10 protein-coding genes are annotated in these 13,165 nt (G+C 57.0%); 4 read left to right on the forward strand and 6 right to left on the reverse strand.

The annotated features are described in order from the left end of the window. Positions 1–205 precede the first annotated feature (205 nt). A complete protein-coding gene (locus tag H6G62_RS01920; RefSeq protein ID WP_190492425.1) occupies positions 206–571 on the reverse strand; it encodes a hypothetical protein in 366 nt (121 codons plus the stop codon). A 345-nt stretch (positions 572–916) separates the two neighbouring features. On the opposite strand from H6G62_RS01920, the gene recQ reads away from it, so the two are divergent. Continuing rightward, the gene (gene recQ / locus H6G62_RS01925; RefSeq protein WP_199324677.1) at positions 917–3,196 is read left to right on the forward strand and encodes a DNA helicase RecQ; all 2,280 of its coding nucleotides are present in this window, start codon (positions 917–919) and stop codon (positions 3,194–3,196) included. A gap of 174 nt (positions 3,197–3,370) precedes the next feature. Continuing rightward, positions 3,371–3,613: a hypothetical protein gene (locus H6G62_RS01930; protein WP_190492426.1), complete on the forward strand. Its 243-nt coding sequence runs from the start codon at positions 3,371–3,373 to the stop codon at positions 3,611–3,613. A gap of 250 nt (positions 3,614–3,863) precedes the next feature. Here H6G62_RS01930 and H6G62_RS01935 read toward each other — a convergent pair whose 3' ends face one another. Next, complete coding sequence (locus H6G62_RS01935) at positions 3,864–4,139, reverse strand: hypothetical protein (RefSeq protein ID WP_190492427.1); 276 nt, start codon at positions 4,137–4,139, stop codon at positions 3,864–3,866. Positions 4,140–4,516: 377 nt separating this feature from the next. Here H6G62_RS01935 and glyS point away from each other — a divergent pair, with 377 nt between their 5' ends. Together glyS and H6G62_RS01945 are read left to right on the forward strand one after the other, a co-directional pair. After that, positions 4,517–6,673 carry a glycine--tRNA ligase subunit beta gene (glyS, locus tag H6G62_RS01940; protein ID WP_190492428.1) on the forward strand — a complete coding sequence of 719 codons (2,157 nt, stop codon included), beginning with the start codon at positions 4,517–4,519 and terminating at the stop codon, positions 6,671–6,673. Between the two features lie 45 nt (positions 6,674–6,718). After that, complete coding sequence (locus H6G62_RS01945; protein WP_190492429.1) at positions 6,719–7,915, forward strand: NAD(P)/FAD-dependent oxidoreductase; 1,197 nt, start codon at positions 6,719–6,721, stop codon at positions 7,913–7,915. Between the two features lie 432 nt (positions 7,916–8,347). Here the strand turns inward: H6G62_RS01945 and H6G62_RS01950 are convergent, their stop codons facing one another. The 4 genes from H6G62_RS01950 to glgX form a co-directional block, all read right to left on the reverse strand. Then, positions 8,348–9,664 carry a permease gene (locus tag H6G62_RS01950; RefSeq protein ID WP_190492430.1) on the reverse strand — a complete coding sequence of 439 codons (1,317 nt, stop codon included), beginning with the start codon at positions 9,662–9,664 and terminating at the stop codon, positions 8,348–8,350. Positions 9,665–9,799: 135 nt separating this feature from the next. After that, entirely contained in the window at positions 9,800–10,042 is a 243-nt protein-coding gene (locus H6G62_RS01955; RefSeq protein ID WP_190492431.1) for a thioredoxin family protein, read from the reverse strand. 78 nt (positions 10,043–10,120) lie between these two features. Next, positions 10,121–10,555 (reverse strand): heavy metal-responsive transcriptional regulator, encoded by a 435-nt coding sequence (locus H6G62_RS01960; protein WP_190492432.1) that lies wholly within the window; start codon positions 10,553–10,555, stop codon positions 10,121–10,123. Positions 10,556–10,976: 421 nt separating this feature from the next. Continuing rightward, complete coding sequence (gene glgX / locus H6G62_RS01965; RefSeq protein ID WP_190492433.1) at positions 10,977–13,046, reverse strand: glycogen debranching protein GlgX; 2,070 nt, start codon at positions 13,044–13,046, stop codon at positions 10,977–10,979. Positions 13,047–13,165: the final 119 nt, after the last annotated feature.

Below are 13,165 nucleotides of genomic sequence, written 5' to 3' on the forward strand. Positions count from 1 at the left end.
TTCTAGCGGGGAAGAATCCGTTTCTTAGAAATAACCGAATCCGTCCTATGATTTTGTTTTTAAGACAACATTATTTCAATCGCTTGTCAGTTTTCTTAACCTTAACCTCGTTTTTCTTCACATCAGCAAGGGTGCTAAAAACACTATCACAGCCAATGTACCTGGCCGCATTCCTTATCCATCTGAGAGGACTAAATACCGTTGGCTAGCAAACGACTAGCTCACCTTCGCCCCGTTGCCCCGGCGTCCCAACCATTTCAGTTAAGTCAGCCTCATTGAGGGTAGCGCCGTTGGGTGCGGTTAACGCGGCCATGCGAGCCAGCTCAACCAGTTCTCCTTCCCGCACTACCACAGAGGTGGCGCAACTGGGGCAGTCGTAAACCTGATGGGAGTGACCGTGGGCTACCTCAAACCCTTCATCCACTAATTCAGAATGGGCCAGGTAAAAATCAATAGCGCGTTTGGCAATGGAAGACATCGCTTCTCCTTCAACGGCGGAACGAATTCGCAGTTGACGATGTAGCTCTGGCGGTAGATAAAGGGTAACTTTGGTCGCTTTTTGCTCTTCCATAACGCACTTTTAGTTAGGTCTAATTAGGGATGACCCAGGTATGTAGCCACCTTAGCGGCAGCTTCCCAATGCTGTCAAGCCAGCTTAACGTTATGACGTCATTTTGTTTACACTTGTTTACAAAATGACGTTCCGAAGCCTTGGATCAGTGGCTTCTACCCTGTGATAGCGCGAGAACAGGGAGCCGTGAGCATCCTGCAATGATTTGAATTAAACCTTGGGCCGCAAGTGAGCCGAAGGCAGGATCTCCCAGTAGTATGGCTGAATTACAATCAGGAAGGCATTAACCTGGGGACTGGCAGGGCATCCTAGACAATACAGGGTTATCGGTGACCAAACATGATCATGGCTCAGGCAGAAATTCCCGTGGCAGACTTCCCTTCCTTGGAAAAGGCGCTTAAGCATCACTTTGGCTACGATGAGTTTCGGCCTGGGCAGCGGCGGGTGATTGAGGCCGCGCTGAAGAATCAGGACACCCTGGTGATTATGCCCACGGGGGGCGGCAAGTCCCTGTGTTACCAGTTGCCTGCGCTGTTGAAAATTGGCGTGATGGTGGTGGTGTCGCCGCTGATTGCCCTGATGCAGGATCAGGTAGCGGGGCTGCAAGATAACGGCATTGCCGCCACGTTTTTGAATAGTTCCCTGGATGTTGAGGCTCAGCGCCAACGGGAAGCGGCCCTGCTGCGGGGGGAGATTAAACTGCTCTACGTGTCGCCGGAGCGATTGCAGAATCCGGGGTTTATTCAGTTTTTGAATAACCTGAGTCAGACGGTGGGTATTAGCGGCTTTGCCATTGATGAGGCCCACTGTGTGAGTGAGTGGGGCCACGATTTCCGGCCCGAATATCGGCGACTGTTTGAACTGCGGGAGCGCTTCCCTCAGATTAGTTTGCTGGCGTTGACGGCCACCGCCACGGAACGAGTGCGCCGGGACATTGCCCAACAGCTCCGGCTGCGGGATCCGCTGGTGCAGGTGTCTAGCTTCAATCGGCCCAACCTGTTCTATGAGGTTCGGCCCAAGGGGCGAGACGGCTATCGGGCCTTGCGGGAACAGGTGCGGCAGCATTCCGGATCGGGGATTATCTACTGCCTCAGCCGTAAGCGGGTGGATGAACTAGCCCTGCTGCTGAGCCAGGATGGGGAATCGGTGCTGCCCTACCATGCCGGACTGGCGGATGAGGTGCGGCGCGACAACCAAACCCGCTTCATTCGCGACGATGTGCGGCTGATGGTGGCGACGGTGGCCTTTGGCATGGGCATCAACAAGCCCGATGTGCGCTTTGTGATCCACTACGACATTCCCCGCAACATTGAGGGCTACTACCAAGAAAGCGGACGGGCCGGACGAGATGGCGAACCCGCCCACTGCACCCTCTACTTGGCCTACGGCGATGTGGCCACAGCGGAATATTTAATCAGCCAAAAGCCCGACGAAACCGAGCAACGCATCGCCCGCCAACAACTGCGCCAAATGGTGGACTATGCCGAAAGTACGGTGTGTCGCCGCCACATTCAGCTCAGCTACTTTGGCGAAACCCTAGCGGGCCTCTGCCACCAGTGCGACAACTGCTTGAACCCTCCCCCCACCGAAGACTGGACGATTGAAGCCCAAAAGTTTCTCTCCTGTGTGGCCCGCTGCCAAGAACGCTTCGGCATGATGCACATCATTGACGTGCTGCGCGGTTCCAGAAAGCAAAAGCTGACCAACCTCGGCCACGATAAGCTTTCCACCTACGGCATCGGCAAGGATCGATCCGTCGAAGAATGGAAACTGCTGGGCCGATCCTTGCTGCACCAGGGGTTTCTGGACGAAACCACCGACGGCTATCGCATCCCCAAGCTGAACGCCGCCAGCTGGCAAATTTTACGCAAACAACTCACCGTTCAGGTGGCGGTGCCCAAGGATCTCAAACCGATTGAAACCAAGGCCAGCAGCGGATCGGTCAGGTTCGACAACTCTCCTGAAGCCGTTGCCCTCCTGGCTGAACTGAAGGCTCTACGGAAACGGCTAGCCGACAAGCAAAACCTACCGCCCTATATGGTATTCAACGAATCCACCCTGAAGCAAATGGCCCAACAACGGCCCCAAACTCTAGAACAGTTTGGCCAACTCTCCGGGGTGGGCAGTCGCAAGCTGGATCAGTACGGTGAAACCTTCCTCGGATCCATTCGCCAATTCTGCGCCGACCATGGCCTCCCCACCCAACCCATCATCATCTCCCCCAGTCCAGCCAGCCACCGCTCAGCCAGTTCTAGCCATCCCAACTCCAGTCAGCCCAGTCAGCCCCCCACCATCGGCAACACCCATCGCCTCACCCTGCAACTCTTCCAGCAGGGTCACAGCATCGATGACATCGCCCAACAGCGAGAACTCAAACCCGTCACCATTGCCACTCATTTGGAACACCTCATCCTCAACGGTGAATCTATCGATTTAGATGCCCTAGTACCCCCCGATCGTCAGCAACCTATCCGCCAAGTTCTAGACACCCAAGAAGCCTTTACCCTCACCGATCTACGCGAACGACTAGGGGAAAGTTACTCCTTTGATGAAATCCGTCTAGTACGAGCCGATTGGCAACAGCAACACTCTCAATCCACCGATAAAAATCATGCAGATCAGTAGATCCCGGCCCCAATATAAAATGGCCATCCTGCCTGCTCTACTATCTCCTGTTCGAGATAGTGACTACTAAAATCCTAATATTTTATGGGGTAGACAAACCCACTTTTCTTCCCTTGTGTGCCATGTTTTCATTGGATACAATAATGTCATTGACTTCTTAGTGAGGTATGACCTATGAACGGCTGGATTATTGTTGCGGCTGTCAATGAATCCTCTCCGGTTTCCCAATGCTGGAGTGGCAAAGAGTGGGTCGAACTTGATCAAATCGTCAACGCCACTCTATTCACCGTTGAAGAAGGTGTAAAAATTGAGGATATGCGTTCTTCAAAAGCTGAGATTCAGTCTCAGTATACGGACCGAGATGTGCGTATTGCTGAGGTGACCGTGACCGTTTCCTTGGGTGACGTGATTAACTGAATTGCGTGAACTGAGTTGATGTTTGCCTATCTCCTGAAGAGGCGCTGGGATGGCGCGGTGGACGACATCGGCGTAGCTCACTATTGCGAGTTTCTGGAGCCTGAAACCGTTAGCCTCTCGTAGGCGTTCTCAATAGAATCCGTATTTTTCGAGGTGCCCTAATGCTGTAGGTGTCTAAAACCTGCTTCAGTGCAACGCTTCAAACATTGAACCGTCACAGGCTTACACAAAAATTTGAACACTCTCTGGGCTAAAAATCGTCGGTCACGCGACGTTCAAATTCCTGACGGACACCCTCAGCAATTTCTAGGGCTTGGGGATAAATATCGCTGTGATTTTCCTTCAACCAGGCCAACAAGCGGCTGAACTGGGCATTACGCAGATCTAAATCTGCCTGAAAAATGGTAGCAGTGGCCATGTGTTTGGCGTACTGAATCGGATGCCCTTGGCGCACAAACTCACTGGTTAAAGCCAACAGAGCATCCTTACGAATGTCGTCCTGATCAGGGTTGTGGGAAAAAGTCATGGCGATGGTGCCTCGCAATGCATCGTTAGGCGCTGGGATAACCCAGGGGCATCAGGCTCTAGGCTGAACCGTTCGGGAAATTGCCAGCACTGTTTACAACGTGCCCCGTTTATCCCACCAATGCCCTGGCCTTACAACAATCGTTACAAACCAACTACTCCCGACTCCCGACTCCCGGCTCCCGACTCCCGACTCCCGACTCCCGACTCCCGACTCCCGACTCCCGACTCCCGACTCCCCCAACTTACCCAAACCCACAAAGCCCAGGGTCGCTTCTTGGTAGACTGATAAAGCTGCCAAACGACGGCCTAGCGGGGCATCGCTCCCCTAGCCGACGGTGTAGCACTGTGATCCACGGTTTACTTTCTCTTTATCCTATGGCGACATTTTTGCTGGAAGTGGGCACCGAAGAATTGCCCGCCAGTTTTGTAAGCGATGCCCTGGCTCAGTGGCAACAGCGGGTGGTGGCGGATCTGGAAGAACAGGCCCTTGCCCCAGAACTGGTGCGGTTTTACGGCACGCCTCGGCGGTTGGCCATGGTGCTAAAGGGGTTGCCCGACCGCCAGCCCGACCGCACAGAGGAAGTCAAAGGCCCCCCGGCCCAGGCCGCATTTAAAGATGGCCAGCCCACCAAGGCCGCTGAAGGCTTCGCCCGTTCCCGTGGGGTAGACCTCGATGCCTTGGAAGTGCGCGAGACCGATAAGGGAGCCTTTGTGTTTGTCACCCAGGCCATCGCCGGAAGACCCGCCGCCGAGGTGTTGACGGAACTGATCCCCGGCTGGATTTTGAACCTAGAGGGCAAGCGCTTCATGCGGTGGGGCGATGGCGACCTGCGCTTTCCCCGGCCCATTCGCTGGCTGGTGGCGCTGCTCGATAGCGAAGTGCTGCCCCTCACCCTCGAAAATGGCTCGATTACCTGCCAGAGCGGACGCCATTCCCAAGGCCACCGAGTCTTGGCCCCAGAACCTCTGCCCCTCAAGCAGGCCCAAGACTATGGGGAAACCCTGCGCCACGCCTTTGTGGAAATTGACCCCGTGGCCCGTCGCCTGTTGATTCAAAAGCAGGTGGAGGATGCGGCCAAAAAGCTGAGCGGCGTGCCCGTGATTTCCGAATCCCTATTAGACGAAGTGACCAACCTGGTGGAATGGCCCACCGCCGTCGTCGGCCAGTTTGACGCGGAATTTTTGGAACTGCCGCCGGAGGTCGCCACCATGGAAATGGAGAGCCACCAGCGCTATTTCCCGGTGCGAAAGTCGGCCCAGTCTGCGGATTTGATGCCCTATTTCATCACCATTTCCAACGGCGATCCGGCCAAAGCCGCCATCATCGCCGAGGGCAACGCCAGGGTGATCCGTGCCCGCCTGTCGGACGGTAAGTTTTTCTTCGATGCCGACCGGGCTGTTCCCCTAGAAGACTTCGTCACCAAGCTGGAAACCGTCACCTTTGAGGAACGGCTGGGTTCCATGGCCGCCAAGGTGCAGCGCATCGAGGCCATCGCCGCCCGCATTGCCGACCAGCTTGGGGTAGAGACCGCTACCCGCCAGCACCTCCAGCGAGCCGCCCACCTGTGCAAAGCGGATTTGGTCTCCCAAATGGTGGGAGAATTCCCCGAACTCGAGGGGGTGATGGGCCAAACCTACGCTAGCCACAGCGGCGAACCCGACGCCGTCGCCACCGCCATCTTTGAGCACTACCTACCCCGTGGTGCCCACGACCAACTGCCCCAAACCCTGGTGGGCCAAGGGGTGGGTTTGGCGGATCGATTGGATACCCTGGTCAGCATTTTTAGCCTTGGCGAAAAGCCCAGCGGTTCCTCCGACCCCTTTGCCCTGCGCCGCGCCGCCAATGCCGTGGTGAATATCATCTGGGCGGCGGGGTTGCCCCTCAACCTGCTGGCCCTGCTTCAGGCGGTAGTGGCCGATGCCGTCGCCAATCCAGATGTCCCCATTACCGAAGCCGAACCGCTGCTGGGTCAACTGCGCGACTTCTTTTTGCAGCGAGTACAAACCCTGCTCCAGGACGAACTCGGCATTGACTACGACCTAGTAAACGCAACCCTCGGAGAAGACAATCCCACCTACGCCGACCGCGCCTTGGTGGATTTGCTCGATGCCAAAAACCGGGCGCTGTTCCTCCAGGAAATCCGTCAGGATGGCCGCCTTGCTACCATCTACGAAACGGTGACTCGCGCCACCCGCCTTGCCGCCCAGGGCGACCTAGCCACCACCGTCCTCGACCCCGCCGGATTGGTGGATGCCCAGCAGTTCCAATCCCCCGCTGAGCAAGCGTTTTTGGATACCCTAGAAACCCTGCTGCCCCAAACCCAAGCCGCCCAGGCCAGCCGCGACTACCAGCAGTTGCTCTCTGGTCTTCAGCAGGCGATCCCCGTGGTCAGCGGCTTCTTCGATGGCCCCGACAGCGTACTGGTGATGGACGAGAATCCCACCATCCGCCAAAACCGCCTGAATCTGCTGGGTCTGCTGCGCAACCATGCCCTTGTCCTGGCCAACTTTGGGGCCATCGTTAAAGGTTAAGCTGATTTTGCGTTAGAAGAGAGAGGAGGTATCCGAGTTTTTCCCATGACAGACGCTCCCCGACATATCTGTATCCTTGGCGGCGGCTTTGGTGGCCTATACACGGCGCTGCGGCTGAGCCAACTACCCTGGGAAGACAACCCGCCTACCATAACGTTGGTGGATCATCGGGATCGGTTTCTGTTTTTGCCGCTGCTCTACGAACTGGTGACCGGGGAGTTGGAAACCTGGGAGGTGGCCCCTCCCTACGCGGATGTGCTGGCGGGTACCCAAATTCGCTTTCGGCAGGCGGAGGTGACGAACATTGACCTAGCGCAAAAGCAGGTTAGCCTCAGCCAAGGATCGCCCTTGACCTATGACTACCTCGTTCTCGCCCTAGGCGGCAGCACCCCCATGGATATGGCCCCCGGCGTGGCGGAACATGCCCTGGCCTTTCGCACCTTGCAGGATGCCTATCACCTGAAGGAGCGGTTGCGGATTTTGCAAGCCTCCGAGGCCGATAAGATTCGAGTGGCGGTGGTGGGCGGTGGTTACAGTGGCGTGGAAGTGGCCTGCAAGGTGGCCGAGCACCTGGGCGAACGGGGCCGAGTGCGCCTGGTGGAACGCACGGATACCGTTCTGCGCACCTCCCCAGAGCACAACCGCCAGGTGGCCCAAAAGGTACTGGCCGACCTAGGGGTGTGGGTGGACTTAGAAACCGCCGTGGAGAACGTCACCGCCGACACCATCAGCCTCACCTATCGCGGGCAAACCGATATTCTGCCCGTGGATGTGGTGCTGTGGACGGTGGGCACCCGCGTCAACAACATTGTCGCTAGCTTGCCTCTGAAGCACAACGAACGGCAACAGGTTATCGTGCAGCCCACCCTAAATGCGGTGGATCACCCCGGCCTCTACGCCCTAGGCGACTTGGCCGACTGTCGCGATGCCGAAGGTCAACAAATGCCCACCACCGCCCAAGTGGCCCTGCAACAGGCTGATTTTGTGGGCTGGAACATCTGGGCCAGCCTGACGGATCGCCCCCAACTGCCCTTCCGCTACCGCCACCTAGGGGAGATGATTACCCTCGGCACCCACCGCGCTACCCTGACTGGGCTGGGCATTGAACTAGAGGGCGAACTGGCCCACGTCGCCCGCCGACTGGCCTATCTGTACCGAATGCCCACCCTGTCCCATCAAATTCGCGTGGGGCTAAACTGGATGACCCAGCCCCTGCGGGATGTGCTGTCCTCGTTATCTTGACCATACCCAGAGCAAGGCCGCCAGCGGAAGCAGGCTTCGTGAGTCTCTGACACCGCGCATCAAACTTTGCCCAGACTCTGGCCCCCGCTGTGGTGAGGCTGGAGCCTTGAAGACGGAATCCCGGCAACGTCTGGGCGCGAGGGAGGTCTTATCCCAAATCCGAATTAGAAAACCTCGATTCCCAACCCGTCAAACCGTAGGGGTGAGGTCTCCTCGCCCGTTTGCACCGGGGGTAAGCCATCAGGATTGAGTATTACAAATCTCGATGGGTAAGGGGTTTGGCCTTGGGGCCGCTGTAGGTGGTCGAGCCATGCCATCCCCCACCCCTGGGTATTTGTCGGTCACGGAACCCCCTAGCCCACAGGGCGACATTTTTGGGGTGCGGATATCAACCTCCGCCCCAACACCATCATGGTAGCCCTTAGTTTAGGCTTACCCCACCACCGCTCCGTAGATAATCCCGGACAGCGTGGCCATCACCACCACCAGCACCACGAAGACCACGGTTTTTTTCGTGCCCATAATGCTACGGATCACCAGCATATTCGGCAGCGACAGGGCGGGGCCAGCCAACAACAGCGCCAGGGCGGGGCCTTGGCCCATACCGTTGCCAATCAACCCTTGCAGAATTGGCACTTCGGTGAGGGTTGCGAAGTACATGAAAGCTCCAGCCAGGGCGGCGAAGAAGTTGGAAAATAGAGAGTTTCCTCCCACGGCCCAGGTAATCCACTGGGAGGGAATCAGCGCCTCTTGGCCAGGGCGACCGAGCAGCGCCCCCGCCACCAGCACGCCAAAGAACAGCAGCGGCAGAATTTGCTTGGCATAGTCCCAGGAGGACTGGAACCACTCACCCGCCTCGTCCTTGTCCGTACTGGTAAGCCAGGAGAGGCCGATCACCGCTGCCCCAAAGGCCACCATGGGCTGGGCCGCAAACTGAAAGGCCAAGACCGTCGTTACACCCGCCACTAGGGCCACCTTGCCGGGGTTCAGATTCAGCCAGCGAATCAGCATCACCGCCAAGGCCACCCCTAGTCCTCCGGTGATCCACCATTTTGTGCCGTAGATTGCCCCCCAAAGGCCGACGATTTCCGCAGGTTTAGCCCAGTTGGCAAAGACCAGAATACCCACCATTACCCCAAAGAACAGGGCATTTTGCCACAGGGGACGGGAGGCTTCCGGTTCCGGGAATCCGGCCTGGGCCTCGATTTTCTCCAGTTCCTCTTTGCGGAAAATGAAGGCCATCAGCAGGCCAATCACCACACTGAAGCCAATCGCTCCCACCGCCCGCGCTATGCCTAGCTTCAGCCCCAGCACCCGTGCCGTCAGGATAATCGCCAGCACGTTGATGGCAGGGCCAGAGTAGAGAAACGCCGTCGCAGGGCCAAGGCCCGCCCCCATGCGGTAAATGCCTGCAAACAGGGGTAACACCGTGCAGGAACACACCGCCAAAATCGTGCCCGACACCGAGGCTACACTGTAGGCCAAAACCTTGTTGGCGTTGGCCCCCAGATATTTCATCACCGAGTCTTGGGAGATGAAGACGGCAATGGCTCCGGCAATGAAGAAGGCCGGAATCAAACACAGCAGCACATGCTCCTGGGCATACCAGCGCACCAGATACAGCGACTCAAACACCGCATTACGCAAGCGTTCTGAGTTCTGAATCGCCTCCACGGGCAGGTAAAAACAGGCCAGAAATCCCGCCACAATCCACAGCAACGGCTTCCATTCCGATTTCCAAAAATGCATAAACGATCCTCCTCCCCAAGCTGGCTGGGGATCCTGTGGTGTAAACAATGGGTGAGTCAGGAAAGATCCCAGGGTTCTGTCTGGGGCTGTATTAGCTAGCGCTGGTTAGATCAAGAACCCTGGGATCTGATTGCCTTAGCTAGGCAGTAGGGCGGCGATGGCGTCGGGTTCTAGCAGTTTGCCCTGGCTGAGGACTTGGCCGTTGACGACCAGGGCCGGGGTTTTCATCACGCCGCGCTTCACGATTTCCATCGTGTCGGTAATGTGGGCCACCTCGGCCTCTAGCTGCCGATTGCCAATGGCCGCCTTGGCGTTGGCCTCTAGCTGTTGGCATTTCTTGCAGCCCGTGCCTAGAATCTCAACCTTTAGAGTAGTCATCGTTAGCTTCCTTAAATAAAGTGAAATGAAAATAAATGGGGTGAAATCTGGGATCAGTGGAAAAGGATCAGTGGGCAATCAGTCCCTGGACTCTAGGGATGCCGCCGCCGTCAGCGAATGGGCTTGAAACACCACACACTGCTTTCCCTCGTCCGGTTGGGCCGCGCCTCGCTGGCACTGTTCCAAAAGGGGACTGAGTTGGGCCTTCAGGGCTTGCAGGTTGCGGATGGTTTCGTCGATCTGCTCCATTTTCCTCAGCAGCCGATCCTGCACCTCCCGGCAAGACAGGCGTTGGCCATCCTGGAGGGCCAGCAGTTCCTTAATGTCATCCAGGCTTAGCCCTAGGGTTTTGGCCTGGGTGATGAAGGTGAGCCGATCCAAATCCGTCTGGTCGTAGAGCCGATAGCCTGCCGCCGTGCGCTGGGGGCTAGGCATGAGGCCAATCCGCTCATAGAAATAGAGGGTCTGGGGGTTCAGCCCTAGGCGACGGGAGACTTCACCAACCTGAAACATGGAGCGACCTCCGCTAGGATTCCACACCCAAAGCCTACTGCTTATACCCACGTATAAGGTCAAGGGTTTAAGGGAAATTCATGGCAGCATCCAGCAGGGCTAGCGCTCGTAGGCCAGGGCAAACCCATCCTCCAGGATCAGGGATCCTAGATCGTAACGTTGAGACAGATCCCCACTATGGCCTCTAGCGATACGCCACTCAAGCACTTTGAGCCGTTGTTGAATTGAGCACCAATAGCTGACCTGAGTGAGGGCACCGTGGCCGTCATCAACGGCAAAACAACGGTGAAAAAATGCTCTGGGCGGAGGAAAATGGTCAAAAAAAAGGAGAGCCGATCAGCTCTCCCTACCATCAGGGTGCATCTAAATACCATAATAACTCAAAAAAAGCATGAGGGGTGAGACCCCCTATTATTTTTTTTTAGCCATGATCTCGACAAAGGAGGACAACGGCGGATCGGGCGCTGACGGGGTAGAGATAGCTATCGACGGGGGGAGCGGCTTCAGGATAGCAAAAGTCGTTGGGGGGCGGGAGGGCGGTATCCACGACCCGATGCCAGCGTTGGGGGAGGTTAAGCCTGGGAAGGTCGAAGACGAGAACCTCCCAGTAGGCATTGAGCATGACGTGGATCTGTTCGTTGGCGGCGGGGTGGCACAGGGTAAAGGCAAGACTGTGAGAGTTCTCTGACCAGTCGGGCTGGTGCAGGCGGCAGCCATGCCAAACAATGTGGGGGGAGGGGTGCCAGGTTTGAGTGACTTGCAGCAGTTGTTCGATGCTGAAAATCGATAGACCTTGGGTGAAGTGAATGATGCCTTGGGTGAAGCGTAACAGGTCATATTCCCGATCCACATCGTCCCAGTTGAACCAACTGAGTGCGTTGTTTTGGCAGTAGGCGTTGTTATTGCCCAGTTGGCTACGGCGAATTTCGTCACCCATGAGCAGCATAGGAGTGCCTTGGGACACGAACAACAGGGTGAGAAAGTTGCGGATCTGCTGTCGTCGCAGGTGTTCGATGGCGGGGGTATCCGAGGAGCCTTCCTGGCCGCAGTTCCAGCTATGGTTGGTATCGGTGCCGTCGCGGTTGGCTTCCTGGTTGGCTTCGTTATATTTCTGGTTGTAGGAAACTAAATCGTTGAGGGTGAAGCCATCGTGGCAGGTAACGAAGTGGATGCTGCGGTTGGGTTCGCGGTTGGGCTTTTGGTAAATGTCGGGGCTACCGAGGATACGGGCCGCCAGGTCGGGCACCGCGCCCCGATCTCCCTTCACAAACTGGCGCACATGGTCGCGGTAGGGGCCATTCCATTCCGCAAAGCGGTCACCAATGAAGGTGCCTACCTGGTAGAGCCCTGCCGCATCCCAGGCTTCGGCAATCAGTTTGGTGCCCGCCAGGATTGGGTCAGATTCAATGCTCCACAGAATCGGCGGATCCTCTAAGGGGTTGCCCGCCAAATCCCGCGACAGTACCGAGGCGAGGTCAAACCGAAAGCCATCGACGTGCATTTGGGAAACCCAGTAGCGCAGGCTATCGAGAATCATGCGCCCCACTACTGCATGGCTGGCTTTGAGGGTGTTGCCGCAGCCCGTGTAGTTGGCGTAGAAGGCGAGGTCGTCTTCTAATAAATAGTAGGTTTCGTTATCGATGCCCTTAAAGCTGAGGGTGGGGCCTTCGTGGTTACCCTCGGCGGAGTGGTTAAACACCACGTCTAAAATCACCTCAATGCCCGCTCGGTGTAGGGCTTTCACCATATCGCGAAACTCGTTTACTGGCCCCAGCGGGTCTTTGCGAGAACTATACCCTCGGTGGGGGGCGAAGAAACCCAGGGTGCTATAGCCCCAGTAGTTCTGTAGTCCGGGCTGTACGTCTTGGGGGTCGAACTGGTGGATGGGCAGCAGTTCCACGGCGGTGATGCCCAGGTCTTGCAGGTAGGGAACTTTGTCGATAATGCCCGCAAAGGTGCCCCGTTCCTCCTCCGGCAGGTTAGACGAGGGGTGCTGGGTGAAGCCCCCCACGTGCATTTCATAGATAACGCTATTGGCATAGGGAATCCGCAGGGGCCGATCCCCTTCCCAGTCGTAGCTACGGTTGTCTACCACCACCCCCTTGAGGGCGGTGGCGCAATTGTCCCCCGGTAGAATGGCGGATTTGCGGTCGTAGAGGTCGTCCCCCACCACGGCGCGGGCGTAGGGGTCGAGCAACACCTTTTGAGGATCAAAGCGGTGGCCAAGCTCCGGATCGAAGGGGCCATGGACACGGTAGGCGTAGATTTGCCCCACCCGCAGCCCCGGCACAAACACATGCCAATAGTAGGAGGTACGGTTCCACTTTGGGTCGAGGGGGATGACGCGGCTAGGCTCTACAATATTTCCAGAATCGAACAGCAACAGTTCGATGCCCGTGGCGTGTTTGGAATAGATACAAAAGTTAATCCCAATGGCGTAGACGGTAGCCCCAAGGGGATAGCTCTGCCCAGGCAAAACGGTAGACGGCATAGGGGCACTCTCGACGACTAAGCGGGAAATGGGGCGTGGGCAACAGGACAGCGAGAACCGCTCTTGAGATTCTACCGGACAGTTCCCAATGGCCCCAACTCCACGCTGACCGAATCAAC

It is taken from the genome of Phormidium sp. FACHB-1136, from assembly GCF_014697375.1.
Classification (GTDB): domain Bacteria; phylum Cyanobacteriota; class Cyanobacteriia; order Phormidesmidales; family Phormidesmidaceae; genus Nodosilinea.